General features: G+C 65.4%; 26 protein-coding genes. 10 read left to right on the top strand and 16 right to left on the bottom strand.

The genetic code is table 11. From position 1 onward, the window contains the following. Window positions 1-46 precede the first annotated feature (46 nt). The 8 genes from lpdA to MTX19_RS18800 form a co-directional block, all read right to left on the bottom strand. Window positions 47-1468, bottom strand: coding sequence for a dihydrolipoyl dehydrogenase (gene lpdA, locus MTX19_RS18835; protein WP_280978779.1), 1422 nt, complete (start codon window positions 1466-1468; stop codon window positions 47-49). Then, window positions 1468-1644, bottom strand: coding sequence for a hypothetical protein (locus tag MTX19_RS18830; protein WP_280978778.1), 177 nt, complete (start codon window positions 1642-1644; stop codon window positions 1468-1470). The genes lpdA and MTX19_RS18830 overlap by 1 nt, the downstream gene beginning before the upstream one ends. A gap of 12 nt (window positions 1645-1656) precedes the next feature. Next, window positions 1657-3012, bottom strand: a complete 1356-nt coding sequence (locus MTX19_RS18825; protein WP_280978777.1) for a pyruvate dehydrogenase complex dihydrolipoamide acetyltransferase — start codon at window positions 3010-3012, stop codon at window positions 1657-1659. 2 nt (window positions 3013-3014) lie between these two features. Beyond that, window positions 3015-3320, bottom strand: coding sequence for a DUF5076 domain-containing protein (locus MTX19_RS18820; RefSeq protein ID WP_280977851.1), 306 nt, complete (start codon window positions 3318-3320; stop codon window positions 3015-3017). Between the two features lie 7 nt (window positions 3321-3327). Beyond that, the gene (locus MTX19_RS18815; protein ID WP_280978776.1) at window positions 3328-4731 is read right to left on the bottom strand and encodes a pyruvate dehydrogenase complex E1 component subunit beta; all 1404 of its coding nucleotides are present in this window, start codon (window positions 4729-4731) and stop codon (window positions 3328-3330) included. 46 nt (window positions 4732-4777) lie between these two features. Continuing rightward, window positions 4778-5797 (bottom strand): pyruvate dehydrogenase (acetyl-transferring) E1 component subunit alpha, encoded by a 1020-nt coding sequence (gene pdhA / locus MTX19_RS18810; protein ID WP_280978775.1) that lies wholly within the window; start codon window positions 5795-5797, stop codon window positions 4778-4780. A gap of 160 nt (window positions 5798-5957) precedes the next feature. Continuing rightward, complete coding sequence (locus MTX19_RS18805; RefSeq protein ID WP_280978774.1) at window positions 5958-6275, bottom strand: septum formation initiator family protein; 318 nt, start codon at window positions 6273-6275, stop codon at window positions 5958-5960. 81 nt (window positions 6276-6356) lie between these two features. Then, window positions 6357-6908 (bottom strand): NADPH-dependent FMN reductase, encoded by a 552-nt coding sequence (locus MTX19_RS18800; protein WP_280978773.1) that lies wholly within the window; start codon window positions 6906-6908, stop codon window positions 6357-6359. Between the two features lie 302 nt (window positions 6909-7210). On the opposite strand from MTX19_RS18800, the gene MTX19_RS18795 reads away from it, so the two are divergent. Next, a complete protein-coding gene (locus MTX19_RS18795; protein WP_280978772.1) occupies window positions 7211-8326 on the top strand; it encodes a D-alanine--D-alanine ligase family protein in 1116 nt (371 codons plus the stop codon). A gap of 9 nt (window positions 8327-8335) precedes the next feature. On the opposite strand, the gene MTX19_RS18790 is transcribed toward MTX19_RS18795, so the two are convergent. Continuing rightward, entirely contained in the window at window positions 8336-9475 is a 1140-nt protein-coding gene (locus MTX19_RS18790) for a zinc-binding dehydrogenase (RefSeq protein WP_280978771.1), read from the bottom strand. Window positions 9476-9524: 49 nt separating this feature from the next. Beyond that, window positions 9525-10808, bottom strand: a complete 1284-nt coding sequence (eno, locus tag MTX19_RS18785; protein ID WP_280978770.1) for a phosphopyruvate hydratase — start codon at window positions 10806-10808, stop codon at window positions 9525-9527. 125 nt (window positions 10809-10933) lie between these two features. On the opposite strand from eno, the gene queF reads away from it, so the two are divergent. Next, entirely contained in the window at window positions 10934-11410 is a 477-nt protein-coding gene (gene queF / locus MTX19_RS18780; RefSeq protein ID WP_280978769.1) for a preQ(1) synthase, read from the top strand. A 10-nt stretch (window positions 11411-11420) separates the two neighbouring features. Here queF and MTX19_RS18775 read toward each other — a convergent pair whose 3' ends face one another. Next, window positions 11421-12611, bottom strand: coding sequence for an MFS transporter (locus tag MTX19_RS18775; RefSeq protein ID WP_280984831.1), 1191 nt, complete (start codon window positions 12609-12611; stop codon window positions 11421-11423). A gap of 34 nt (window positions 12612-12645) precedes the next feature. After that, a complete protein-coding gene (gene kdsA, locus MTX19_RS18770; RefSeq protein ID WP_280978768.1) occupies window positions 12646-13503 on the bottom strand; it encodes a 3-deoxy-8-phosphooctulonate synthase in 858 nt (285 codons plus the stop codon). Window positions 13504-13669: 166 nt separating this feature from the next. Here kdsA and MTX19_RS18765 point away from each other — a divergent pair, with 166 nt between their 5' ends. Then, on the top strand, window positions 13670-14005 hold the full coding sequence (locus MTX19_RS18765; protein ID WP_280978767.1) for a PAAR domain-containing protein: 336 nt from the start codon (window positions 13670-13672) through the stop codon (window positions 14003-14005). A gap of 62 nt (window positions 14006-14067) precedes the next feature. Here MTX19_RS18765 and MTX19_RS18760 read toward each other — a convergent pair whose 3' ends face one another. Beyond that, entirely contained in the window at window positions 14068-14394 is a 327-nt protein-coding gene (locus MTX19_RS18760) for an NIPSNAP family protein (RefSeq protein WP_280977841.1), read from the bottom strand. Window positions 14395-14579: 185 nt separating this feature from the next. Between MTX19_RS18760 and MTX19_RS18755 the strand changes: the two genes are divergently transcribed. The 3 genes from MTX19_RS18755 (at window position 14580) to MTX19_RS18745 (ending at window position 17384) form a co-directional block, all read left to right on the top strand. Beyond that, window positions 14580-15242 (top strand): response regulator transcription factor, encoded by a 663-nt coding sequence (locus tag MTX19_RS18755; RefSeq protein WP_280986101.1) that lies wholly within the window; start codon window positions 14580-14582, stop codon window positions 15240-15242. Further along, window positions 15239-16612 (top strand): HAMP domain-containing sensor histidine kinase, encoded by a 1374-nt coding sequence (locus tag MTX19_RS18750; RefSeq protein WP_280978766.1) that lies wholly within the window; start codon window positions 15239-15241, stop codon window positions 16610-16612. The genes MTX19_RS18755 and MTX19_RS18750 overlap by 4 nt, the downstream gene beginning before the upstream one ends. 103 nt (window positions 16613-16715) lie before the next feature. Further along, entirely contained in the window at window positions 16716-17384 is a 669-nt protein-coding gene (locus MTX19_RS18745) for an rRNA adenine N-6-methyltransferase family protein (protein WP_280978765.1), read from the top strand. Window positions 17385-17415: 31 nt separating this feature from the next. Here MTX19_RS18745 and MTX19_RS18740 read toward each other — a convergent pair whose 3' ends face one another. Further along, window positions 17416-19047, bottom strand: coding sequence for a CTP synthase (locus tag MTX19_RS18740; protein ID WP_280978764.1), 1632 nt, complete (start codon window positions 19045-19047; stop codon window positions 17416-17418). 167 nt (window positions 19048-19214) lie between these two features. Next, window positions 19215-19610: a preprotein translocase subunit SecG gene (gene secG / locus MTX19_RS18735; RefSeq protein WP_280978763.1), complete on the bottom strand. Its 396-nt coding sequence runs from the start codon at window positions 19608-19610 to the stop codon at window positions 19215-19217. A gap of 205 nt (window positions 19611-19815) precedes the next feature. Here secG and MTX19_RS18730 point away from each other — a divergent pair, with 205 nt between their 5' ends. Together MTX19_RS18730 and MTX19_RS18725 are read left to right on the top strand one after the other, a co-directional pair. Continuing rightward, window positions 19816-20382, top strand: coding sequence for an XRE family transcriptional regulator (locus MTX19_RS18730; protein ID WP_280978762.1), 567 nt, complete (start codon window positions 19816-19818; stop codon window positions 20380-20382). 3 nt (window positions 20383-20385) lie between these two features. After that, entirely contained in the window at window positions 20386-20994 is a 609-nt protein-coding gene (locus MTX19_RS18725) for a GNAT family N-acetyltransferase (protein WP_280978761.1), read from the top strand. Here MTX19_RS18725 and tpiA read toward each other — a convergent pair. Beyond that, window positions 20991-21743 carry a triose-phosphate isomerase gene (gene tpiA, locus MTX19_RS18720; RefSeq protein WP_280978760.1) on the bottom strand — a complete coding sequence of 251 codons (753 nt, stop codon included), beginning with the start codon at window positions 21741-21743 and terminating at the stop codon, window positions 20991-20993. The two genes, MTX19_RS18725 and tpiA, sit on opposite strands and share 4 nt — an antisense overlap. Window positions 21744-21997: 254 nt before the next feature. Between tpiA and MTX19_RS18715 the strand changes: the two genes are divergently transcribed. After that, window positions 21998-23899 (top strand): SurA N-terminal domain-containing protein, encoded by a 1902-nt coding sequence (locus MTX19_RS18715; RefSeq protein ID WP_280986100.1) that lies wholly within the window; start codon window positions 21998-22000, stop codon window positions 23897-23899. Between the two features lie 93 nt (window positions 23900-23992). After that, window positions 23993-25006 carry an anthranilate phosphoribosyltransferase gene (trpD, locus tag MTX19_RS18710; protein WP_280978758.1) on the top strand — a complete coding sequence of 338 codons (1014 nt, stop codon included), beginning with the start codon at window positions 23993-23995 and terminating at the stop codon, window positions 25004-25006. The last annotated feature ends 35 nt before the right edge of the window (window positions 25007-25041 follow it).

Raw genomic sequence — 25041 nt, 5'->3', positions numbered from 1 at the left:
CTCAGGATGACGGGACTACGAGCGAACGGTTCGCGCTCGCCGCCCGTCAAATATTCAGCACCCGCCCGTAGGCGTCGAGCACCGCTTCCTTCATCATTTCGGACAATGTCGGATGCGGGAACACGGTGTGCATCAGTTCCTCTTCCGTGGTCTCCAGGTTCATCGCGACGACATAGCCCTGGATCAGTTCCGTGACCTCGGCGCCGATCATGTGGGCGCCGAGCAACTGTCCGGTCTTCTTGTCGAACACCACCTTGACGAGGCCTTGGTCCTCGCCGAGCGCGATCGCCTTGCCGTTGCCGACAAAGGGGAAGCGGCCGACGCGGATCTCGCGGCCACCCTCCTTCGCCTTGGCCTCGGTCAGGCCGACGGAGGCGACCTGCGGGTTGCAGTAGGTGCAACCCGGGATCATCAATTTGTCCATCGGGTGCGGATGCAGGCCCTTGATCGCCTCGACGCAGATCACGCCCTCATGCTCGGCCTTGTGCGCGAGCATCGGGGGCCCCGCGACGTCGCCGATCGCGTAGATGCCGGGGATGTTGGTCTTGCCGAGGCCGTCGATCACGATGGAGCCGCGGTCGGTCTTCACCCCGAGCTTCTCCAACCCAAGATTTTCGATATTGCCGACCACGCCGACCGCGGAAATCACCCGCTCGAACTCCTTGGTCTGCGGCTGGCCCTTGCCGTCGTCGATGGTCGCAACCACGCTGTCGGCCTTCTTCTCGAGCTTCGTGACCTTGGTCGAGGTCATGATCCTGATGCCCTGCTTCTCGAAGCGCTTGCGCGCGACGCCGGCGATCTCGGCGTCCTCGACGGGCAGGATCTGCGGCAGCACCTCGACCACGGTGACGTCGGCGCCCATGGTGTGGAAGAACGAGGCGAACTCGATGCCGATCGCGCCCGAGCCGACCACCAGCAGCGACTTCGGCATCCGCTCCGGCACCATCGCCTCGAAATAGGTCCAGACCAGCTTCTTGTCCGGCTCGAGCCCGGGCAGCACGCGCGGCCGCGCGCCGGTCGCAACAATGATGTGCTTGGCCTGATAAGTGCCCTCGCCGCTGGCGCCCTTCGGCGCCTCGACTGCCGACTTCTTCACCGTGATCTTGCCGGGCGCATCAATCGTGGCCTCGCCCCAGATCACCGTGACCTTGTTCTTCTTCATCAGGAAGCCGACGCCGTCATTGAGACGCTTTGAGACCCCGCGCGAGCGCTGCACCACGGCCTTCGGATCGTAGGAGATCTTCTCCGCCGACAGCCCGTAATCCTTGGCGTGCTGCATGTAGTGGAAGATTTCCGCCGAGCGCAGCAGCGCCTTGGTCGGGATGCAACCCCAGTTCAGGCAGATGCCGCCGAGATAAGACTTCTCGACGATCGCGGTCTTGAAACCGAGCTGCGCGGCGCGGATCGCCGTCACATAGCCGCCGGGGCCGGAGCCGATGATGATGACGTCGAAAGATGTGTCGGCCATTATCTATACTCCAGCCAAACTGCGCCCAGAAACGCGCTCCACACCAGCGCGAGCACGCCCGCGCCGATGATCATGATCCTGAATTGGGTCGTGGATACGAGGTCACGGTGAACGGAAACAATCGAAGCGATGGCGAGGACGGCGAGCATGACGTACGGACCGTAGATCACGTACATGGCCGCTGCTCATCACACCATCATCATCACGGGGTTCTCGATCAGCTGCTTGAAGGCGCCGATCAGCTCGGCGCCGAGCGCACCGTCGATCGCGCGGTGATCGCACGACAGCGTCACGCTCATCATATGCGCGATCTCGATCTTGCCGCCGCGCACCACCGGGCGCTCCTCTGACGTGCCGACCGCGAGGATCGTCGCGTGCGGCGGATTGATCACCGCGGTGAAGTGGTTGATGCCGTACATGCCGAGGTTAGATACCGCCGTGGTGCCGCCCTGGTATTCTTCCGGCTTTAGCTTGCGGCTGCGGGCGCGAGTGGCGAAATCCTTCATCTCGTTGGAGATGGTCGACAGCGTCTTGGTCTCCGCCTTGCGGATGATCGGCGTGATCAGGCCGCCCGGCATCGCAACTGCAACGCCGACGTCGGAATGCTTGTGCTTGAGCATGCCACTCTCGGTCCAACTCACATTGCAGTTTGGGATCTTCTGCAGTGCGACCGCCATCGCCTTGATGACGAAATCGTTGACCGAGAGCTTGTAGAGCGGCTTCTTCTCCTTGTCCTTCGGCGCTGATGCGTTGATCTCCTCGCGCGCGACGAGCAACTTGCCGATATCGCAGTCGATCGTGAGGTAGAAGTGCGGGACGTTCTGCACCGAGGCCGTCAGGCGCTGCGCGATGGTGCGGCGCATGCCGTCATGCGGCACCACGTCGTAGGAGCCCGGCTCGAACAGCGCGAGGATCTGCTTGTCCGACATCGACGGCGCGATGCTGGGTGCAGCACCAGGCGCAGCCGCCGGTGCCTTCAGACCCTTGCCGGACTTGGCCTCCTCGACGTCGCGCGCGATCACGCGGCCATGCGGGCCTGTCCCGGTGATGCGCGCGAGATCAATGCCGGCGTCCTTGGCGAGACGGCGCGCCAAGGGCGAGGAGAAGATACGGGCGTGACCATTGACCTGCGCGGCCGGAGCAGCGGCAGCCTGGGGCGCCGGCGCAGGCGCCGCTGCCGGCTTGGGTGAAGCCGCCGGCGCGGGAGCCGGCGCCGGCGCAGCCGCGGGCTTCGGAGCCTCGGCTGGCTTCGGTGCCGGCGCAGCACCCGCACCGGCGCTGGCCGCCGCCTTCACATCCTCGCCATCGCCGGCCAGCACGGCGATGACGTCGTTGACCGGCACGTCCTGCGTCCCCTCGGGCACCAGGATCTTCGCGATCGTGCCTTCGTCGACCGCCTCGACCTCCATCGTCGCCTTGTCGGTCTCGATCTCCGCGATCACGTCGCCGGACTTGACCTTGTCGCCCTCTTTCTTGAGCCACTTGGCGAGGTTGCCCTTTTCCATCGTGGGCGACAGCGCGGGCATGAGAATATTGATCGGCATTGTCAGTGACCTTGTTGCGACCGCGGTTTGGTTTGGCCCATGTCGGTCGGCCGGGCGATTTCGGCTTCGAACATCTCGACGATGCGCGCGAGCGCCTCGTCCTCGGTGTATCCGCTCTCGCGCGAATAGGCGCGCGCAGCGTGGCGGGCGATGTCGACGAGCATCAGCCCCCACATGTCCGGCTCCTCGAAGGCGCGCTGGAACGCGATCGACAAGCCGCCGTCGACGACGAAGGCGCGCAGCACCTCGACGGCGTCGTCGCGGTCCATCACGTCAGGCGGCAGCGGCTGCTCCTTGGGACCGGCCATGGGCTTGTTACCGATAGGACACGGCCTTGGCGGCCTCGACCACCTCGGCGACGGAGGGAAGAGCGAGCTTTTCCAAATTCGCCGCATAGGGCATCGGCACATCCTTGCCGGAGACGCGCGCAACCGGCGCATCCAGGTAGTCGAAGGCGTGCTCCATGATCCGCGCGGCAACCTCGGCACCGACGCCGCTCTGCTGCCAGCCCTCCTCCACCGTCACCGCGCGCCCGGTCTTCTTCACCGACGCGACGATGGTTTCGGTGTCCATCGGGCGGATGGTGCGGAGATCGACGACCTCGGCCTCAATGCCTTCCTTGGCGAGCTCATCGGCGGCCTTCAGCGCATACGACATGCCCATCGCCCAGGAGATGATGGTGACGTCCTTGCCGGCGCGCGCAATCCGCGCCTTGCCGATCGGCACCACGAAGTCGGGCAGCTTCGGCACCTCGCCGGTGTGACCGTACAGCACCTCGTTCTCGAGGAAGATCACAGGATTGGGATCGCGGATCGCGGCCTTGAGCAGGCCCTTGTAGTCAGCGGCCGAATACGGCGCGATCACCTTGAGGCCAGGGATCTGCGAATACCAGGCGGCGTAGTCCTGGCTGTGCTGGGCGGCGACGCGGGCAGCGGCGCCATTCGGGCCGCGGAACACGATCGAGCAGCCCATCTGTCCGCCGGACATATACAGCGTCTTGCCGGCGGAGTTGATGATCTGGTCCATCGCCTGCATGGCGAAATTCCAGGTCATGAATTCGACGATCGGCTTCAGCCCGGCCATCGCCGCGCCGATGCCGACGCCGGCAAAGCCGTGCTCGGTGATCGGCGTATCGATCACGCGCCGCGCGCCGAATTCCTGCAGCAGGCCCTGGGTCACCTTGTAGGCGCCCTGATATTCCGCGACCTCCTCGCCCATGATGAAGACGTCGCCGTCACGCCGCATCTCCTCGGCCATCGCATCGCGCAGCGCTTCACGGATGGTCTGCGTGATCATCTCGGTGCCTGCCGGGATCTCGAGATCGGGCGGCGCTTCGGTGGCGGGTGCGGCCGGCGCCTTCGCCTCGGGCTTGGGCTGCGGCGCTTCCGCCTTGGCTTCCGCCGGCGGAGCCGATTCAGCGGCCTTCTGCTGCGGCGCCGCCGCGGCCGGCGCCTTGGCAAGATCGGCGGCGCTTTCGCCGTCGGCCAGGATGGTGGCGATCGGCGTATTCACCGCGACGTCGGCGGTGCCTTCCGGGATCAGGATCTTGCCGAGCGTGCCCTCATCGGTGGCCTCGACCTCCATGGTCGCCTTGTCGGTCTCGATCTCGGCGATGACATCGCCGGACTTGATGGTCTCGCCTTCCTTTTTCAGCCATTTGGCAAGGTTGCCCTTCTCCATGGTGGGCGACAGCGCAGGCATCAGCACTTGAATGGGCATATCGGCTCCCGAAATCGGTCTTGAAGGTTCTTCTGCGCGGGTGGGATCAGCGGTACACGTCGGTGTAGAGCTCGGACGGGTCGGGCTCCGGATCGTGCTGCGCGAAGTCCGCGGCTTGGTTGACGATCTCGCGCACCTCGGCGTCGATCGCCTTGAGCTCCTGCTCGCCCGCACCACCGGCCAGCAGGCGGTTGCGCACCTGCTCGATCGGGTCCTGATCGTGGCGGACCTTCTCGACTTCCTCGCGCGTCCGGTACTTCGCCGGATCGGACATCGAGTGGCCGCGGTAGCGATAGGTCTGCATCTCCAGGATGATGGGGCCGTTGCCGCCGCGACACCACGCCACAGCCTCGTCGCCGGCAGCCTTCACCGCACGCACATCCATGCCGTCGATCTGCTTGCCGGGAATGTTGAAGGAGGCGCCGCGCTTGGAGAAATCCTGCTGCGCGGACGCACGTGACACCGAGGTGCCCATCGCGTAGCGGTTGTTTTCGACGACGTAGATCACCGGCAGCTTCCACAGCTCCGCCATGTTGAAGCTTTCGTAGACCTGGCCCTGGTTGGCCGCGCCATCGCCGAAATAGGTCACGCTGACGGCATCGTTGCCGCGATAGCGGTTGGCGAACGCCAGCCCGGTGCCGAGCGACACCTGCGCACCGACGATGCCGTGGCCGCCGTAGAAGTGCTTCTCCATGCTGAACATGTGCATGGAGCCGCCTTTGCCCTTGGAATAGCCGCCACGGCGTCCGGTCAGTTCGGCCATCACGCCCTTGGCCTCCATGCCGCAGGCCAGCATGTGACCGTGGTCCCGGTACCCAGTTATGACCTCGTCACCCAGCTTCAAGGCCATCTGCATGCCGACGACGACCGCCTCCTGGCCGATGTAGAGATGGCAGAAGCCTCCGATCGCACCCATGCCGTAGAGCTGACCGGCCTTCTCCTCGAAACGCCGGATCAGCAGCATGTCCCGCAGCGCCTTGAGTTCCTGCTCTTTGGTGAATTCCGGTGGAGAACCTGCCTTCTCCTGCCCTGATTCCTTTGCGACGCTTTTCTTGGGTGCGGCCATGGCAATTCCGGATGAGAGAAGTCGATGAACCCTCTCTAACCCAACTCAAATCGCCTTGGAAGGATTGCGTTCGCCCGATGGAATTTTGGCTATGCCGCACTGCAACGCACCACGACATTTTTGTGATGCTACGCGATCGAATTTGAAATTTGAGAACGCGTCAGTTCGGCTTGTTGATCCGAACGAGATCGTGCGGATTGACGTAGTCGAGCTGGAAGCGCGCGCGCTCATCCAGCATGTCGGGATCGACGCGGTCCGAGCGCAACAGCGACACCCGCTGCTCGCCCTCGGCGCGCTCCTTCTTCAGCCGCGCCAGCTCCGAGGTCAGCGCGATGATCTCCTGATCGAGCTCCTGCCGCGCGTTCAGGCCGTACTTGCCGGTATAGGCATTGACCCCGAAATAGCCAACCATCAGCGCCGCCAGCGTGTAAAGGGCGAGCCCGGTCAGGATCGATTTGAGTCGTGTGCGGGAAACCATGGCCGCCACCTTGCGGCGGCCATGTTAATGGACACTTAAGAGCAGGCTCTAAAGCAGCCTTGGCCGCTTATTACTGGCCGCTTACTTGTTGTGCGCTTCGACGTGGGCCGCGTACGCCGTGATGTACTGCTGCAACACGGTCTTCAGGGACTCCTTGACCAGTTCACCCTTCTCGCCGAAGCCGTCGCCGACACCGTTCAGGTAGATTTCCGGCTGCTGCAGGATCGGACCCGAGATGCCCGGCAGGATGTTCTGCAGGTGCTTGGCCGCGCTGACGCCGCCAAGCGGCCCCGGCGAGTTGGAGATGATGCCGGTCGGCTTGCCGTTGAACGAACTCTTGCCATAGGGGCGCGAGCCGACGTCGATGGCGTTCTTCAGCACGCCGGGAATCGAGCGGTTATACTCCGGGGTCACGAACAGCACGCCGTGCGATTTCTGCAGCTTTTCGCGGAAGGCAAGCCAGTCCGCCGGCGGCGCCGCCTCGAGATCCTGGTTGAAGAAGGAAATGCCGTGGAGCGTCGTGACGTCGAGCTGCAGTGAGGCGGGCGCGAGCTTGGCCAGCGCATTGGCGATCTTGAGCGACCAGCCCTCCTTGCGGAGGCTGCCGACGATGGTGACGATGTTATAGGCCATAGCATTTTCCTCGAATTGTGCGCGTGAAGCCGGACCGGCGGCCATCACCTACCGGCGCGGCGAGAAGGATGCAAGTGCATGGATCGTGCAATTCTGGAAACGCAGCGTTTTTGAATCTGCGCCGTCACGATCCCCCGGCTTGTCCCGATTTGGCAAGGCGCCATGGTCGTGGGCCTCATCGCTTTTGCGCCTCCGGCCCAGAGAAAACGCGGCTGCGTCTGCGGCAAATTATCGACATGTTCGTCTCGATAAATTGCGAGCAGATTGTCGCATCATTCGGCCTATCGACGAGGCGCGAGACATTGACAGAACACAAGACGCGGGTTGCGATCCTGTTCGGTGGACGCTCGGCCGAACATGACGTGTCGCGGGCCTCCGCGGCCAACGTGCTGCGCTTCCTCGATCCGGATCGGTATGACGCCACGGCGATCGGTATCACCCGGGATGGTCGCTGGATTGTCGCCGGCGTGGGGAACGGTGCCGGCGCCGGAGGCGGCGCGTTGACCATTCCGGACGATGGTCTCCAACTGACCCTGCTGCCGGGAGGACAAGGTCGCGCGCTCGCGCTCGACGGTCATGCGGCCGGGGTTATGGAATTGCCGGCCTTTGATGTCGTCTTCCCGGTCTTGCACGGCCCGAACGGCGAGGACGGCACGGTCCAGGGCGCGCTTGAACTGTCCGATGTGGCCTATGTCGGCTCGCGCGTGATGGGGTCGGCGGCCGCGATGGACAAGGACGTCGCAAAACGGCTGATGCGCGACGCGGGACTGCCGATCGTCCCATACGTCGCAATGTCGGCGGCAGACCCAATCACCTATGACGATGCGGTCGCCGCCGCTGGATCACCGGAGCTGTTCGTCAAGCCGGCCAACATGGGTTCATCGGTCGGCGTATCAAGAGCGCGAACCGCCGCCGAGTTCGACACCTGCTGCAAATTGGCCTTTCGCTTCGACAGCAAGATCCTGATCGAGCGATGCCTCGCACCGATACGTGAGATCGAGTGCTCCGTGCTCGAACATGCCGACGGCAGCATCCGCGCCTCCCAGCTCGGCGAGATCGTGCCGTCCGACAAGCACGGTTTCTATTCTTACGACGCGAAGTATCTCGACGCGGACGGCGCCCTGCTTCAGGTGCCGGCCGATGTGCCGTCGCCCGTCGCCGAACGCATCAGGGAGCTCGCAATCCGGACGTTTCGCGTGCTGGGCTGCGAGGGAATGGCGCGCATCGACTTCTTTCTGCACGGCGAGCAGGCGTTCGTGAACGAGGCGAACACCCTTCCCGGCTTCACCAATATCAGCATGTATCCACGGCTGTGGGAGGCCAGCGGACTGCCGCAGTCCGCGCTCATGGACGTCTTGATCGGCCACGCCCTGGAGCGTCACAGGCGCTCCAGGGCGCTCGCGTTCGAGCGCGAGTAACTTGCCGACTCACGCCGCCTTGTTCGGATTGATCAGGAATTTCTCGCCGGTGGCGCGCTTGCCGTAGACAGCGATGTTGTCGAGCTGCAAGGCTTCCTGCAGCGACACCACCTTGGTGTAGTGGCTGGCGAAGGTGGTCTTCAATTCCGCCAGCACGCGCTGGCGCAGCTTGTTGCCCGCCTCCGGCCCGATCTTCATCAGGAACGGGAACAGCAGCCAGCCGCCGACGCCCCAGGCCATGCCGAAGCCGCGCGGCAGTTCGATCGGCCGGGTATCGAGGCTGCCATAGACATAGACCTGCTTGTGCACGCTGGAGCCGTAGCGGCTGTAGGCCTTGGCGCTCTTGTTGATGGCGGCCTCCATCGCCACCAGGATCTGGCCCGCGAGCTTGCCGCCGCCGATCGCATCGAAGGCGATGGTCGCGCCGGTCTCCACCAGCGCGTTGGTGAGATCGTCCATGAAGCTCGGCACGGTGGAATCGACGACGTGCTTCGCACCGATCTTGTGCAGGATGTCGGCCTGCTCCTTGTTGCGCACGATGTTGACGAGACCAATCCCGTCCTTGAGGCAGATCTTGTTGAGCATTTGGCCGAGGTTGGACGCCGCCGCCGTATGCACCAGCGCCTTGTGACCCTCGCGCCGCATCGTTTCGGTCATGCCGAGCGCGGTCAGCGGATTGACGAAACAGGATGCGCCCTCCGCCGCCGTGGTGCCGTCAGGCAGCGGCAGGCATTCGTTGACTCGCAGCGTGCGGTATTGCGCATACATCGCGCCGCCGATCATCGCGACCGTGCGTCCCATCAGCGCCTTGGCGGCGTCCGAGGAGCCGGTCCGCATCACGACACCTGCGCCCTCATTGCCGACCGGCATGGAGTCATCGAGCCGCGCCGCCATGGCGGCCATCGCGGCCTCGGGGACCCGGGCGGTTACGACCGGCAACTCGCGCGTGCCGGAGACTTTCGCCGTCGACATGTCGGCCGGTCCGATCAGGAGACCGAGGTCGGACGGATTGATCGGCGTGGCCTCGACGCGGACCACGACCTCGTCAGGGCCCGGTTCGGGGGTCGGGACGTTCACGAGCGAAAGTTCGAGCTCGCCATTCCGCTTGAGCAGCGAGCGCAGTTGCAAACCGCTTTTGCCGTCACTCATCCCGACCTCCCTTTTTTGCGTTTTATTCAAGTCTCGATCAGTTGGGGCGCTAGGCGAGCGCCTTCAAGGCCGACCTTCCCGCATATTTCGCCTGCGGGCCGAGCTGCTGCTCGATGCGCAGCAACTGGTTGTACTTGGCGGTGCGGTCGGAGCGGGCCAGCGAGCCGGTCTTGATCTGCCCGCAATTGGTGGCGACCGCGAGGTCGGCGATGGTGGAGTCTTCCGTCTCGCCGGAGCGGTGCGACATCACCGACGTATAGCCGTATTTGTGGGCGAGCTCGACCGCGGCCAGCGTCTCGGTCAGCGTGCCAATCTGGTTGACCTTGATCAGGATAGAATTGCCGCGACCGTTCTTGATACCGTCGGCAAGGCGGGTCACGTTGGTCACGAACAGATCGTCGCCGACGAGCTGGCACTTCTTGCCGATGGCGTCGGTCAATTCCTTCCAGCCGTCCATGTCATCCTCGGACATGCCGTCCTCGATGGTGACGATCGGATAGCGGCCGACGAGATCGGCGAGATACTTGACCTGCTCGGAGCGCGAGCGGGTCTTGTTCTCGCCGCCATAGACATAAGCCCCCTCCTTGAAGAATTCGGTGGAAGCGCAGTCGAGGCCGAGCATGACGTCGTTGCCCGCCTTGTAGCCTGCCTTGCCGATCGCGTTCATGATGAAGTCGAGCGCGGCATCGGCGGTCGGCAGATTCGGCGCGAAACCACCCTCGTCGCCGACATTGGTGTTGTGGCCGGCCTTTTTCAGTTCGCCGCGCAGCGTGTGGAAGATTTCCGAGCCACAGCGCAGCGCTTCGGCGAAGGTGCTGGCGCCTACGGGAAGGATCATGAACTCCTGAAAGTCGATCGGATTGTCGGCGTGCACGCCGCCATTGATGATGTTCATCATCGGCACCGGCAGCGTCCGTGCCGAGGTGCCGCCGACGTAGCGGTAAAGCGGCATATCATGGGCTTCGGCCGCCGCCTTGGCGCAGGCAAGCGACACGCCCAGGATGGCATTGGCGCCCAACCGGCTCTTGTTCGGCGTGCCGTCGAGATCGATCATGATCTGGTCGATCGCAACCTGGTCCTCGACCGCGCAATCGCTGAGCGCCTCGAAGATCTCACCATTGACGGCCTCAACCGCCTTCTGCACGCCCTTGCCGAGATAGCGCGACTTGTCGCCATCGCGCAGTTCCACCGCCTCATGCGCACCGGTGGAGGCGCCGGACGGCACCGCCGCGCGGCCGATCGACCCATCCTCGAGCACGACGTCGACCTCGACCGTGGGATTGCCGCGGCTATCAAGGATTTCGCGGCCGATGATGTCGATGATGGCAGTCATGAGAACCTCTTATGGCAGTGGTCGGGTCGGATGGCGGTGCTTCTAGCGCAATGCATCGGACCCGAAAAGGCCGGGTGACGGCCCCGCCGGCATTGGCTAAGAGAACGCCACGGAGACCCACCCCAATGGCGAAAAAGTCCAGCAAATCGAAGCTCTCAGGCGACCTGCAACTGGGCCGCGCGGTGGAATGGCCCGACGCGCCCGAGAAGGCGAAGCTCGACCGCGTCCCCAATCCGCAGGCTGATACCGATTATCTGGTGCGGTTCACCGTGCCGGAATTCACCTCGATCTGCCCGGTGACGGGACAACCCGACTTCGCGCATCTGGTGATCGACTATGCGCCGGGCCGCTGGCTGCTCGAATCCAAGTCGCTGAAGCTCTACGCCGCAAGCTTCCGCAACCATGGCGCGTTCCATGAGGACTGCACGGTCATGATCGGCCGGCGGATATCGGACGAGATCAAGCCGAAATGGCTGCGCATCGGCGGCTACTGGTATCCGCGTGGCGGCATCCCGATCGACGTGTTCTTCCAGACCGGACGATTGCCGAAGGGCCTCTGGGTTCCAGATCAGGGTGTCGCGCCTTATCGCGGGCGGGGCTAAGCGTTCGCGCTCACGGTTCCACGTCAGGCCGCGCCGCCGCGTCGGCGGGCCGCCGCTGCTGCAGGAATTTGGCACAAACAAAGCCGAGCACGACCATCACTGTGGCGGCAGCGACCAACGTCGGTGTCTTGCCGGCGTGCTGGAGGCCAAAGCCGTAAGCGATCGGGCCGACAGTCTGCCCCATGAAAAAGAAGAACGAATGCAGCGACAGCGCCGTGGCGCGCGCCTCGACGGACAACTCGCTGGCGAATACCTGCAGGCAGCCGTGGATCATGTAGAAGCCCCACCCCATCACCAGGAGGCCGAGCATCTGCAACTTCCAGCTTGGTCCGAACGCGACGAAGCCGAGCTGCAGCCCGACCAGCGTGGCGCCGACGACCATCATCCCTCTGACACCGAGTCGCGGCAGCAGGCGCGACACCGTCAGCGTGTAGAACAGGCCGCCGATCGCGAAGCCGGCAATCACGATGCCGGCGATCGACAGCGAGGTTTCGCCGAGCTGGAACAGGAACGAGGCGATGAAGGGAAACAGCCCGAGCACGCAGCAGCCTTCAATAAAGACCGCCGAGTAGCAGAAGCGCGCGTTGGGGTTGGTGAAGATCGTGCGGTAGCCGTGGCGGAGCGTGGTGAGGCTCGTTCGCGGCGCATGGGTCAGCGCGGCACCGCGAAAGCCCGCGGCCACTGCAAGCGCGACGATGATCACGAGACCGCCGAGCACGGCGAGCACGCCGCGCCAGCCGAGTAAATCGCCGATCAGCCCCGAAGCCGTTGCACCGAGCAGGTTGCCCGTCATCGAGCCCGCAAGCGTCCGCCCGATCGCGATTTGCCGCTTGTCGGGCCCGACGAGATCGCTGGTCAGCGACAGCGCCACCGGAAACACGCCGCCCGAACCGATGCCGGCGAGCACACGGGTCACGAACAGGATCGGAAACGACGTCGAGAGCGCGCCGAGAACGTTGGCGAGGCCGAGCAGCATCAGGCAGATCGTCATCAGCCGCGCCTTGCCGAACAGGTCGGCGGCGGCGCCGATCGCCGGCTGGACGATCGCGAAGGTGAAGGCGAACACCGCGGCAAAGCTCGCAGCGGTCGCGATGCTGACGCCGAAATCCTCGGCGACGTGCGGCAGCACTGGATCGAGCGCACGCACCGACAGGCTCGCGGCGAACGTCGCCAACGTGATGACATTGAGGACCGGCGGCATGCCGCTCGTTGCGGTCACCTCTGCATCCGCCCTGTCAGGCTGTCGACTTCGCCAGCGCGTCGAAGGCCATCAATCGCCTGACGAGGGATTCGAAATCGCGCAGCGGCACCATGTTCGGGCCATCCGACGGCGCATGATCCGGATCCGGATGGGTCTCGATGAAGACGCCGGCGACGCCGACCGCAACCGCCGCGCGCGCCAGCACCGGCACGAATTCGCGCTCGCCGCCCGACGAGGTGCCCTTCCCGCCCGGCTGCTGCACCGAATGGGTGGCGTCGAAGATCACCGGCGCGCCGGTGGTGCGCGCAAGGATCGGCAGCGCGCGCATGTCGGAGACCAGCGTGTTGTAGCCGAACGACGCGCCGCGCTCGGTGACGAGCACATTGGCGTTGCCGGCGGCCGTGATCTTGGCGACCACGTTCGCCATGTCCCACGGCGCCAGGAACTGGCCCTTCTTTACGTTGACGACCTTGCCGGTCCCGGCCGCTGCCAGCAACAAGTCGGTCTGCCGGCACAGGAAGGCCGGGATTTGCAGCACGTCGACCGCCTGTGCCACTTCGGCGCACTGGCCCGGCTCATGCACATCGGTGAGCACGGGCAACCCGAGCGAAGCGCGGATCTCGGCGAAGATCGGCAGCGCCTGCGCCAGCCCGATGCCGCGCGCGGCGGACGCGCTGGTGCGATTGGCCTTGTCGAACGAGGTCTTGTAGACCAGCCCGATCTTGAGCCTCGCGGCAATCTCCTTCAGCGCAGCGGCGACTTCGAGCGCATGCGCCCGGCTCTCGAGCTGGCAGGGACCGGCGATGATCTGTAGCGGCAGCGCATTGCCAAACTGGACCGATCCGACGGCAACGACGCGCGCGGCGGCCTGCGCGGAAACCTGATTAGTCAAAATGCAGCATCCTTTTGATCGGCGACCATGCAATCTCGTTCGTGATGGATCAAGTCACCTCCCGCGATGAAGGGGTTGCGCCGACGCCGTGGGTTGTCCCTGCTATCACAATCCTGCCTCAACCGCCCCTATACGCTTGCTCTGGAACCGATACCATGAGGGAAGGATGCGCATATTGCTCCTGACGGCAGCTACAGTCGCCTTTTCCACGGTCTCAGGACTGGCCTTTGCGCAGAGCAGCAGCCAGCCCGGCGTGGTCACGAGCGGTGCCGCCGGCGTCACCATCAACGGCAAGCCGGCCGCACGCAGCGGCGACACCGCCAGCTATGGCGGTCCGCTCGTGGAAGGCGCGCCCAACGTCCTGATCAACGGCAAGCCGGCTGTCGTCATCGGGGACCGCACGCATTGCGGCGGCAAGGCCACCTCGGGCAGCCATGGCGTCTTCATCAACGGCAAGCCGATGGTCCGCGAAGGCGATCAGACATCGGGTTGCGCGAACTAGCGATTCTGTGGATTGGAGTGCGACGCGATCGGATCGCGTCGCACTCGTCCCTGAGCACCAGCTTACTTGACCGCAGAAAACGACGTCGGCACCAGGAGCTGGTTGACGATGTTGAGCACGATCTGGCCGTCCTCCTCGGTCTTGGCGCGCGCAGTGATCCATTCCGGATCGTTCTGGAACGCAGTCCACTTCTTCTCGCGCTCGGCAAGAGACTCCCAGGCGAGCAGATAGGTCAGCTCCTGGTTGGATTCGCCGACCAGCGTCGTGAAGAACCCGGCCTGCCTGATGCCGTGCTTGTCCCAGAGTTTGAGCGTGATCGTCTCGAAGCGCTTGAGCAGCGCCGGCAGCCGGCCCGGCAGGCAGCGATAGACGCGGGTCTCATAGATCATCGGCGATCCTCCCTGATGTGTTGCGCGGGCGGTTATAGCGAGCGGGTTCCCGGCTGTCTTGAGGGGTGGCAACATGGCACCCCTGCCCGCCGCAGCCGGACCATTTCCCGCAATGCTGCGGCAATGTTACTGGCCCTAGAACGGGCCGTTCGGGACATGCGGTTGAAGGTCTGGACCTTGAGGACATGCGGATATTGCTGGTTGAAGACGAGGCGGAGATGGCGGCGGCGCTGTCGCAGGCGCTGAAGGGCTACGACATGGTGGTCGACCATGTGCCGACCCTGGCCGAGGCCGAAGAGGCGATCTCCGCCGACGTACACGGCGCGGTGCTGCTCGACCGCCAGCTCCCCGACGGCGACGGGCTTGCGCTGATCCCGAAGCTGCGCGCCCGGGCCGACGGCGTGCTGACCGCGCGTGGCGATCTCGCCGATCGGGTCGCAGGTCTCGACAGCGGCGCCGACGACTATCTGGCCAAGCCCTTCGCGGTGGAGGAATTGCTGGCCCGGCTGCGCGCCGTGCTGCGCCGTCCCGCCAGCCTGCAGCTCGACGTCATCAGGGCCGGCCGCGTCGCCTTCGACACTAGCCATCGCGAGGTCAGCGTCGGCGGCCGCCCACTCGAGCTGCCGCGCCGCGAGCTGCTGGTGCTGGAGGCGCTGCTGCGGCGCATGGGCCGCACCGTGCTGCGCCCGGCACTGGAGGAAGCGGTCTACAATTTTGACGACGCGATCCAGTCGAACGCGCTCGATACCCATGTCTCGCGGCTGCGGCGAAAGCTTGCCGATGCCGATGCCGGCGTCGAGATCCACAGCATCCGCGGCGTCGGCTATCTGCTCAAACAGACCTCATGACCGAACAGCCGGATCATTATTGCCTCCGCTCGCAACTGAGCTGGCGGCTGGTCACGCTGCAGGCGGGGCTGCTTGCGGCGCTCGTCGTCGTCCTGATCGGCGCGCTGTGCGCCTCCGGCGTGCTGGTCGTTCCGCGCGACGAGGATCACGTCATCGCCATCGTGCAACGCGCGCTCGCACGTGACGCGCAAGGCAGCCTGCTGCTGCGCCCGACGGCGGAGCTGAAGGAGCTTCGCGAAAGCACGCCCGACCTCTGGTTTCTGGTGCGCGACCGGCAAGGCCATTCACTGTCCGAAGGCGCGGTGCCGAGCGAATTTGCCAGGATCGGTGACGCGCTCGACCAGATTAGCCAGGCCCGGCTCGGCTGGCAGATGTTCGAGGACGATCCACGCAAGCCGCCGGCGCGATTGAAGCGTGTCAATTCCGACGCCGGCCCGGTGCAGGTGCTCACGGCAACGCAGGGGCCGATGACGGGTGCGAGGACGGTGCTCGCCACCGCGCTGGCTTTCCTCGTCATCACCGGCCTGCTCCTGATGGCCGCCGCGACCTTCGTGGCGACGCCGATCGTGGTGCGGCGCGCCTTCGCCGGCCTCGACACGACGGCGGACCAGGCGCGCCAGATCGATTTCCGCCAGCGCGGCAGCCGGCTGTCGGCGGACCACTTGCCGCTCGAGGTCGCGCCGCTGGTCACCGCCATTAACGACGCGTTGAAGCGGCTCGATGACGGCTATTCGCGGCACCAGCGCTTCGTCGCCGACGCGGCGCACGAATTGCGCACGCCGATCGCGATCCTCAACACGCGCCTGGAGTCGCTCCCCTCGGGTCCCGAGAAGACGCGGCTCATCGAGGATGCGGCGCGTCTGGCCACGCTGGCCGAGCAGTTGCTCGACATCCAGCGCTTCGACCAGTGCCGCAATCCGTTTGTACACGTCGATCTCGTCGCGATCGCGCGCAACGTCGCAGCGGACCTCGCGCCGCTCGCAATCGCGGCCGGCTACGAGCTGTCGGTCGAGACCGACGGCGACCGCGTCGAGACGCTCGGCGACCGCGCCGCGCTGGAGCGTGCGCTGACCAATCTGGTGCAGAATGCGATCCAGCACGGCGGCCGGCGCGGCGCCATCACCGTTCGTGTCGGCCGGCCCGCGACGATCGACGTCACCGACGAGGGTAATGGCATTCCACCGGACCAGCGTACGCTAATCTTCGATCCGTTCTATCGCCTGGCGCCGCTCGATCGCGGCGCCGGCCTCGGGCTCAACATGGTGCGCGAGATCGCGCGGCTGCATGGCGGCGACGTTTCGGTGCTCGACGGCCCGACCGGCGGCGCGTGCTTTCGCCTGACATTGCCTCAGGCTCCGAACACGAAGTGACGTCCTACGCCCATCACGCAATGCTGTCGCAATGCAGACCCTGCAAAACGGATCACGCCTCGCGATCGAATCGAGGCGCGACGACACTTTGCCGGGAATGCCCATGTCACACGACTTCCTCTCCTTCTTCACGGCCTGGATGGCGGCGCCTGGCCGCGTCGGTGCGATCGCGCCGTCAGGTGCCGCACTCGCCGAGCTGATCACCCGCGACATCACCGCCGACACCGGACCGATCCTGGAGCTTGGTCCGGGAACCGGCGCGTTCACCTATCAGTTGCTGAAGCGCGGCGTTCGCCAGCAGGATCTGACGCTGGTGGAGTACGGCTCGGATTTCATGCGGCTGCTGCAGCTTCGCTTTCCCGGTGCCCGCGTGCTCTGGATGGACGCATCACGGCTGGCCTCGGAGCGGCTGTACCGGGGTGCGCCGGTCGGCGCCGTCATCAGCGGGCTGCCGCTACTCAACATGTCGCCGCGCAAGGTGATCTCGATCGTCAGCGGCGCGTTCAGCTATCTCCGCCCCGGCGGCGCGTTCTATCAATTCACCTACGGCATGCGCTGCCCGGTGCCGCGGCCGATCCTCGACCGGCTCGGCCTGCGCGCCACGCTGGTCGATCGCGCGCTCCTCAACGTGCCGCCCGCCGCGGTCTACCGGCTGACGCGACGTCCGCAATCGCGGCTGATGGCCCGCGAGGTCACGCCGGCGGCGAACTCAGGTGCTACGCGGGATGAGGACAAACGTCAGGCCGATCGCGACTGCATCACGGCGGTCTGAGCGCAAACGCAAGTCGCGCACCGGCGAGCGGCTACATCAGCCGGCTCTGCACCAGTGCGGCCTGAATAAAGGATGCGAACAGCGGGTGCGGCTCGAACGGCCGCGACTTCAGTTCTGGATGGAACTGGACGCCGATGAACCACGGGTGGTCCTCGTACTCGACGATCTCCGGCAGCACGCCGTCAGGCGACATGCCTGAGAAGCGCAGGCCGTGCTGTTCGAGCCGGTTCTTGTAGGCGGTGTTGACCTCGTAGCGATGGCGATGCCGCTCGGAGATCTCGGTCGCGCCGCCATAGACCTGCGAGACGCGGCTGCCACGCGTCAGCGCCGCGGGATACGCGCCGAGCCGCATGGTGCCGCCGAGGTCGCCGCTCTGCGACCGCTTCTCGAGCTCGTTGCCGCGCAGCCATTCCGTCATCAGGCCGACCAGCGGCTCCTTGGTCGGGCCGAACTCGGTCGAGTTGGCTTCCTCGATGCCGACCAGATTGCGCGCCGCCTCGATCACGGCCATCTGCATGCCGAAGCAGATGCCGAAATACGGCACGTCGCGCTCACGCGCGAACTGCGCCGCGCGGATCTTGCCCTCAGCGCCGCGCTGGCCGAAGCCGCCGGGTACCAAAATGCCGTTGACGTGCTCAAGGAAAGGCGCCGGGTCTTCGTTCTCGAACACCTCGCTCTCGATCCAGTCGAGATTGACCTTCACCTTGTTGGCGATGCCGCCGTGCGAGAGCGCCTCGATCAGCGATTTGTAGGCGTCCTTCATGCCGGTGTACTTGCCGACCACGGCAATCGTCACCGCGCCTTCCGGGTTGCGGATGCGCTCGTTGATGACGTTCCAGCTCTGCAGCGCCGGCGGGACCTTGGCGGTGATGCCGAACGCGGCCAGCACCTCGTCGTCGAGGCCGGCGGCATGATAGGCCTCGGGCACCGCGTAGATGTTGTCGACGTCGCGCGCCTCGATCACGGCGCTCTCGCGCACGTTACAGAACAGGCCGAGCTTGCGCCGCTCTTCCTTCGGGATTTGTCGGTCGGTGCGGCACAGCAGGATGTCCGGCTGGATGCCGATCGAGCGCAGCTCCTTCACCGAGTGCTGCGTCGGTTTTGTCTTGAGTTCGCCGGCACTTGGAATGTACGGCAAAAGCGTCAGGTGAATGTAGACCGCATGGTCCCGCGGCAACTCGTTCTTGAGCTGGCGGATCGCCTCGAAGAACGGCAAGCCCTCGATGTCGCCGACCGTGCCGCCGATCTCGACGAGCACGAAGTCGTACCCGTCATTGCCGTCGAGCACGAATTCCTTGATCGCGTTGGTGACGTGCGGGACCACCTGGATGGTGGCGCCGAGATAGTCGCCGCGGCGTTCCTTGGAGATGATGTCCTGATAGATGCGCCCGGTGGTGATGTTGTCGGCCTTGGTGGCCGGCCGCCCGGTGAAGCGCTCATAATGGCCGAGATCGAGATCGGTCTCGGCGCCGTCATCGGTCACGAACACTTCGCCGTGCTGATACGGCGACATCGTTCCGGGATCGAGGTTGAGATAGGGGTCGAGCTTGCGGAGGCGGACCTTGTACCCGCGAGCCTGCAACAGTGCGCCGAGCGCCGCTGAAGCCAGACCCTTTCCGAGCGAAGAAACCACGCCGCCGGTGATGAAGATGTACCGCGCCATGGGACTTTACCTTTAATCCGACTCCTGCGATTCGCAAAACGAATCGCCTGCTCCCGGCAAACAATCTACCGGGTTGTGGGTGACGTTAAATTGAAAGCGATTTCAGAGCATTGATGGGGATTTTTGATGCAGGGTGCCAGAGCGTCATCCTGCATGGCCACCCTGCTTTATTGCGACCGCGGCGCCTGCGGACCAGCCGGGGCGTGCTGGCCCTGCTGCTCGTCCGCCTTCTTCAGCGAATCGAGGATGCCGCCGGAGGTCGGCGTGCTGATCGGAGCCGACGGCGTAGCCGGCTGCTGCGACTGCGCCGGCGCCCCGGTGCCGATGATCGAGCTCGGCTTGCGGTCATAGCCTGCGTACCAGGACAGGAACAGGCTGGTGACGAAGAAGCCGACCGCCAGCACCGCCGTGGTCCGGGTCAGCAGATTCGCGGTGCCGCGGCTCGACATGAAGCCGGCGCCGCCCCCCATGCCGAGGCCGCCACCTTCCGATTTTTGCAGCAGCACGGCGCCGATCAGCACGGCGACGATCATGAGGTGAATGACGATAGCAACAGTCTGCATTGCGAGCCTTCCGTCACAAGCCCGGAAGCGGCCGGGACAATCGGCGCTATCGGCTTTACGGGTTTTCGTGAAGTCGCGCCCTGTTACACGATTGCACCGGGCATTGTCACCCCCGAGATAGTCGCAGGATTGACGATCACAAGCGATCCGGACCGCTGCGCCCGAAGGCTTGATCGGGATCGGAAAATTCCATTATAATAGACATATGGATACTTTGGTAGACGACCTGAGCCAGCGCCTGGCGCAGCGCATCAGGCTCGAGCGCGACGGCCGCGGCTGGTCGCTGGCCGAGCTCGCCGAATGCTCCGGCGTCTCCAAGGCCACCATCAGCAAGATCGAGCGCGCTGAGGTCAGCCCGACCGCGGTGGTGCTGGTGCGGCTCGCTGCCGCCTTCGATCTCACGCTGGCAGGGCTGATGCTGCGGGCCGAGGGCCAGGGCGAGCGGCTGTCGCGCGCCACCACGCAAGCCGTCTGGCGCGACCCGGAAACCGGCTATCTGCGCCGCCAGGTGTTCAGCCGCCCCGACCATCCGGTCGAGCTCGTGCGGGTCGAGCTGCCGCCGAAGCAGGCCGTCACCCTGCCCGCCTCCTCCTACGCCCATATCCGCCAGCTGGTCTGGGTGCTGAGCGGCAGCCTCGTCATCACCGAAGGCGGCACCCGCCATGAGCTCGCCACCGGCGATTGCCTCGGCTTCGGTCCGCCGGCAGACACGACCTTTGCCAACGAGACCAACGCCGGGTGCACCTATGTCGTGGCCCTGGCCCGGAGCTGATACATGTCGACCTTTGCCATCAAGCCGCTCGATGATGCGCCGCCAATCCGAAGCGCGCTCGGCGAATTGCTTGTCGAAACCGTCGCCAGCGGCGGCTCGGTGAGCTTCATGCATCCGCTGCCGTTGGATGACGCCTGCGCGTTCTGGAGGGATTCGCTCGGCTCCGCCGCACGCGGCGAGCGCGTCGTGCTCGGCGCATTCGACGGCGAGGCGCTGATCGGCACCGTGACGCTACTATTGAAGCTGCCGCCCAACCAGCCGCATCGCGCGGAGATCGCCAAGATGATGACGCGCCTCAGCCATCGCCATCGCGGCGTGGCGACGGCCTTGATGCGCGCCGCCGAACAGCTTGCGGTCGCGCACGGGCGTACCCTGCTCGTGCTCGACACCGCCGTCGAGGACGGCGCTGCCCCGCTGTATGAGCGCCTCGGATTTCAGCTCAGCGGCATCATTCCGGATTACGCTCTGAAGCCGCATGGCGGCCTCACCGGCACGATGATCTATTGGAAGCGGATCGGCGACGCGCGCGATCCGCGCTCCTCCACCGACAAAGGCAAAGCCTTTGCGCGGGGTGACGGTAAGAGAGGTCAGTATCCGGCGCGTGCCGCCTAACAGCCTGCCGCGATCGCGAGGAAGTCGGACGCCTTCAGGCTGGCGCCGCCGACCAGCGCGCCGTTGACATTGGCGACGGCCATCAGCTCCGCGGCGTTCGACGGCTTGACCGAACCACCATAGAGAATCCGGATCTTCTCGCCCTCGCCCTTGAAGCGATCGGTGAGCACACCGCGAATAAACCTGTGAACGTCCTCGACATCCTTGGCGGTCGGAGTGAGGCCAGTCCCGATCGCCCAGACCGGCTCATAGGCCACCACCAAATTGGCCGAGGTCGATCCGTCAGGCAGCGAGCCCTTGAGCTGGGTGCCGCAGATATCGAGCGTCTTGCCGGCGTCGCGCTGCTCGCGCGTCTCGCCGATGCAGACGATCGCGGTCAGGCCCGCCCGCCACGCGGCCTCCGCCTTCTGGCGGACCAGTGCATCGGTCTCGCCGTGGTCGGCGCGGCGCTCGGAATGGCCGACAATGATCGCGACGGCGCCGAGATCTCCAAACATTTCCGCCGACAGGTCGCCGGTGTGGGCCCCGGACGGCTTGGGATGGCAATCCTGGGCACCGACGGCGACCTTTCCGCCACGCGCCTTGTCGGCAAAGGCCCCGACCAGCGTCGCGGGCGGGCAGACCAGGAGGTCGGCCTTTCCGGCGAGGTCGCCGGCCCCCGCCAGGACAGCCTCGAACTCGGCCATGGAGGATTTCAGGCCGTTCATTTTCCAGTTGCCGGCGATCAGCGGCCGGAGGGCATTGGTCATGTCAGGATTCCCATCGATCAAGCGTCCCCATGCGCTAGCAGAGGCCGTGGCGGACTTCCAGAGAGCGGCGTCGCCCCGGCTGCGCGGCGATTAACCGCTTCAATCCGGCCGCGAGCACAAGGTTGCGGGGGAATGGCCGCCACTTTATGATGGCTTTTCAATTCGGTGACGCCCTGCTGCGGGACATCAGCTTCGGCTAGAGCTCCCCCATTTGGGCACAACCCGGTTCCCCTCCTGCAAAACAAGTTGGACCCATGCTTCGAGGAATGCGGAAAGCCTCATCAAACTGGCTCGGCAAGACGATTATGGCCGTTGTGATGGGCGTTTTGATCGTCAGTTTCGGAATTTGGGGCATTGCCGACATTTTCAGGGGATTCGGACGGTCGACGCTGGCAAAGGTCGGGGGGACCGAGATTTCGACCGAGCAGTTCCGCCAGATCTATACCGACCGCCTGCAGCAGCTTGGCCGCCAGTTCGGCCGTCCGCTGACCCCGGAGCAGGCGCACGCCTTCGGAATCGACCGCCAGGTGCTGCAGCAGACGCTCGCGGAAGCCGCGATGGATGAGGAAGCGCGCCGCATGGGCCTCCACCAGTCCGATGCCGAGGTGCTGCGCACGATCTACAACGATCCGACCTTCAAGGGCCTCAACGGCCAGTTCGACCCGCAGCGCTTCCAGGCCGTGATCCGCAACTACGGCTATACCGAAGGCCGCTACATCGCCGAGCAGCGCCGCGTCGGCCTGCGGCGGCAGATCGCCGGCACCATCTCGGCTGGAGTCGAGCCGCCGAAGTCGATGGTCGAGGCGCTGACCCGCTTCCAGAACGAGCAGCGCTCGATCGACTACATCAGCCTCGGCGCCGCCCAGGCCGGGACCATCGATCCGCCCTCGCCCGAGGCGCTCGCCGCCTATTTCGACGAGCACAAGGCCCAGTTCCGCGCGCCCGAATACCGCAAGATTTCCTTCGTTGCGGTCACGCCCGAGGCGATCGGCAAGTGGGAAACCGTCTCCGACGACGACGCCAAGAAAATCTTCGAGCAGCGCCGCGACCAGCTCAGCACGCCGGAGAAGCGCGAGATCTCACAGATCGTGTTTCCGAACATGGAGGAAGCACAGGCTGCGCGCGCCCGCATCACCTCCGGCACGTCGTTCGACGACATCGCCAAGGAGCGCAAGCTCAACCTGTCCGACGTCAATCTCGGATTGGTCCCGAAGTCGGCGATCCTCGACCCGGCCGTCGCCAATGCCGCCTTCTCGCTGCCTTCGGGCGAGGTCAGCCAACCGGTGAAGGGTGAATTCGGCGTGGCGCTGGTCAAGGTCGGCAAGATCGAGCCCGGTGTGACGCCGAGCTATGAGAGCGTCGCGGCGCAGATCAAGAGCCAAATCGCCACCGAGCGCGCCCGCGCCAAGGTCTCCGAGCTGCGCGACAAGATGGAAGACGAGCGGGGTGGCGGCGCCAGCGTCGTCGAGGCCGCGCAGAAGCTCGGACTGACGGCCGTCACCGTCGACGCGGTCGACCGCTCGGGCCGCCTGCCGAACGGCCAGCTCGCACCCAACATTCCAAAGGGCCTCGACGTGGTGACGCAGGCCTTCAACAGCGACGTGGGCGTCGACAACGACCCGATCCAGTTCGAAGGCGGCTATGTCTGGTACGACGTTCTCGGCATCACGCCGTCGCGCGAGCGCAAGCTCGACGAGGTCCGCGAACAGGTCGAGGCGAAATGGCGCGAGGACCAGATCTCGAGCCGGCTGCGCGCCAAGGCGACCGATATCGTCCAAAAGCTCGACAGCGGCAGCAAGCTCGCCGACGAAGCCGCCGCTGCCGGTGTCAAGGTCGAGACGGCCGCAGACTTCCGCCGCGATGCGACGCCGCCCGGTGTGCCGGCCGCCGTGGTCACCGCGGCGTTTCGCACCGCCAAGGATGGCGACGGGCAGACGCCGACCGCCGGCGGCAGCCAGTGGATCGTCTTCCGCGTCACCAACGTGACCGACCCGCCGGTCGACTTCGCCTCCGACGCGGTCAAGCAGCTCACCGAGGCCGTGCGGCGCTCGATGAGCGACGAGCAGGTCGCGCAATACGTCACGAAAATCGAGTCCAATATCGGCATGAGCATCAACGAGGCCGCCTTCGCACAGGTGACAGGCGCGAATAATTGAGCATGATCCGGAAACGGGACGCCGGTTCTCCGCGCGACGCACACGACGCGCTTGCGTGGAGATCAAGCTCCAACGAGAGACCTGGGCCAGCGAATGGACGACCTGAAATCGATCATCGGAAAAGTCGCCACCGGCGCCACGCTGACGCGTGAGGAGGCGGCATCCGCCTTCGACAGCATGATGTCGGGCGAAGCCACGCCATCGCAGATGGGCGGCCTGTTGATGGCGCTGCGGGTGCGCGGCGAGACCGTCGAGGAGATCACCGGCGCTGTTACGGCGATGCGCGGCAAGATGCTGCGGGTCAACGCCCCGCCGGAGGCCGTCGATATCGTCGGCACCGGCGGCGACGGCTCCGGTTCGGTCAACGTCTCGACCTGCGCGGCATTCATCGTGGCGGGGGCTGGAATCCCCGTCGCCAAGCACGGCAACCGGGCGCTGTCGTCGCGTTCGGGCGCGGCCGACGTGCTGGCCTCGCTTGGGGTCAAGATCGACCTGACGCCCGATCAGGTCGGACGCTGCGTCAAAGAGGCCGGCATCGGATTCATGTTCGCGCCCTCGCATCATCCGGCGATGAAGAACGTCGGCCCGACCCGGGTCGAGCTCGCCACCCGCACCATCTTCAACCTGCTCGGGCCGCTGTCGAACCCGGCCGGCGTCAAGCGGCAGATGGTCGGCGTGTTCTCGCGGCAATGGGTGCAACCGCTGGCGCAGGTCTTGAAGAATCTCGGCGCGGACAAGGTCTGGGTCGTGCACGGCTCGGATGGACTCGACGAGATCACCCTCACCGGCCCGACCTTCGTCGCGAGCCTGGAGAATGGCGAGATCAGGACATTCGAGGTGACGCCTGATGATGCCGGCCTCGGCCGCGTCGGCGGCGAGGCGCTGAAGGGCGGCGACGCCGACGCCAATGCGATCGCGCTGTCGAACGTGCTTCAGGGCAAGCCGAGCGCCTATCGCGACGTCGCGCTGCTCAACGCCGCTGCCGCGTTGATCGTGGCCGGCCGCGCCAAGGACCTCAGGGAAGGTGTCGCGATCGGCGCGCAGTCGCTCGACAGCGGCGCAGCCGCCGCGCGGCTGAAACATCTGGTTGCGGTTTCCAACAGCTGACACATGATCCGACCAAGTGGGAACCGGTTTGTCGA

Source organism: Bradyrhizobium sp. ISRA464 (assembly GCF_029910095.1).
In the GTDB taxonomy this organism is placed as follows: Bacteria; Pseudomonadota; Alphaproteobacteria; order Rhizobiales; family Xanthobacteraceae; genus Bradyrhizobium.
Note: the sequence above shows the minus strand (reverse complement) of the source record. Positions and strands in the feature narration are given on the sequence as shown.

What these genes read in the sequence shown, in the direction of transcription:
- MTX19_RS18820 (WP_280977851.1), bottom strand. Translation starts at nt 3,320, where the DNA reads ATGGCCGGTCCCAAGGAGCAGCCGCTGCCGCCTGACGTGATGGACCGC.
- trpD (WP_280978758.1), top strand. Translation starts at nt 23,993, where the DNA reads ATGGACGACCTGAAATCGATCATCGGAAAAGTCGCCACCGGCGCCACG.
- MTX19_RS18830 (WP_280978778.1), bottom strand. Translation starts at nt 1,644, where the DNA reads ATGTACGTGATCTACGGTCCGTACGTCATGCTCGCCGTCCTCGCCATC.
- pdhA (WP_280978775.1), bottom strand. Translation starts at nt 5,797, where the DNA reads ATGGCCGCACCCAAGAAAAGCGTCGCAAAGGAATCAGGGCAGGAGAAG.
- MTX19_RS18815 (WP_280978776.1), bottom strand. Translation starts at nt 4,731, where the DNA reads ATGCCCATTCAAGTGCTGATGCCTGCGCTGTCGCCCACCATGGAGAAG.
- MTX19_RS18805 (WP_280978774.1), bottom strand. Translation starts at nt 6,275, where the DNA reads ATGGTTTCCCGCACACGACTCAAATCGATCCTGACCGGGCTCGCCCTT.
- MTX19_RS18745 (WP_280978765.1), top strand. Translation starts at nt 16,716, where the DNA reads ATGTCACACGACTTCCTCTCCTTCTTCACGGCCTGGATGGCGGCGCCT.
- MTX19_RS18715 (WP_280986100.1), top strand. Translation starts at nt 21,998, where the DNA reads ATGCTTCGAGGAATGCGGAAAGCCTCATCAAACTGGCTCGGCAAGACG.
- MTX19_RS18825 (WP_280978777.1), bottom strand. Translation starts at nt 3,012, where the DNA reads ATGCCGATCAATATTCTCATGCCCGCGCTGTCGCCCACGATGGAAAAG.
- MTX19_RS18740 (WP_280978764.1), bottom strand. Translation starts at nt 19,047, where the DNA reads ATGGCGCGGTACATCTTCATCACCGGCGGCGTGGTTTCTTCGCTCGGA.
- MTX19_RS18800 (WP_280978773.1), bottom strand. Translation starts at nt 6,908, where the DNA reads ATGGCCTATAACATCGTCACCATCGTCGGCAGCCTCCGCAAGGAGGGC.
- eno (WP_280978770.1), bottom strand. Translation starts at nt 10,808, where the DNA reads ATGACTGCCATCATCGACATCATCGGCCGCGAAATCCTTGATAGCCGC.
- MTX19_RS18730 (WP_280978762.1), top strand. Translation starts at nt 19,816, where the DNA reads ATGGATACTTTGGTAGACGACCTGAGCCAGCGCCTGGCGCAGCGCATC.
- lpdA (WP_280978779.1), bottom strand. Translation starts at nt 1,468, where the DNA reads ATGGCCGACACATCTTTCGACGTCATCATCATCGGCTCCGGCCCCGGC.
- secG (WP_280978763.1), bottom strand. Translation starts at nt 19,610, where the DNA reads ATGCAGACTGTTGCTATCGTCATTCACCTCATGATCGTCGCCGTGCTG.
- MTX19_RS18775 (WP_280984831.1), bottom strand. Translation starts at nt 12,611, where the DNA reads ATGCCGCCGGTCCTCAATGTCATCACGTTGGCGACGTTCGCCGCGAGC.
- MTX19_RS18760 (WP_280977841.1), bottom strand. Translation starts at nt 14,394, where the DNA reads ATGATCTATGAGACCCGCGTCTATCGCTGCCTGCCGGGCCGGCTGCCG.
- queF (WP_280978769.1), top strand. Translation starts at nt 10,934, where the DNA reads ATGGCGAAAAAGTCCAGCAAATCGAAGCTCTCAGGCGACCTGCAACTG.
- MTX19_RS18790 (WP_280978771.1), bottom strand. Translation starts at nt 9,475, where the DNA reads ATGAGTGACGGCAAAAGCGGTTTGCAACTGCGCTCGCTGCTCAAGCGG.
- MTX19_RS18755 (WP_280986101.1), top strand. Translation starts at nt 14,580, where the DNA reads ATGCGGATATTGCTGGTTGAAGACGAGGCGGAGATGGCGGCGGCGCTG.
- MTX19_RS18765 (WP_280978767.1), top strand. Translation starts at nt 13,670, where the DNA reads ATGCGCATATTGCTCCTGACGGCAGCTACAGTCGCCTTTTCCACGGTC.
- MTX19_RS18750 (WP_280978766.1), top strand. Translation starts at nt 15,239, where the DNA reads ATGACCGAACAGCCGGATCATTATTGCCTCCGCTCGCAACTGAGCTGG.
- MTX19_RS18725 (WP_280978761.1), top strand. Translation starts at nt 20,386, where the DNA reads ATGTCGACCTTTGCCATCAAGCCGCTCGATGATGCGCCGCCAATCCGA.
- tpiA (WP_280978760.1), bottom strand. Translation starts at nt 21,743, where the DNA reads ATGACCAATGCCCTCCGGCCGCTGATCGCCGGCAACTGGAAAATGAAC.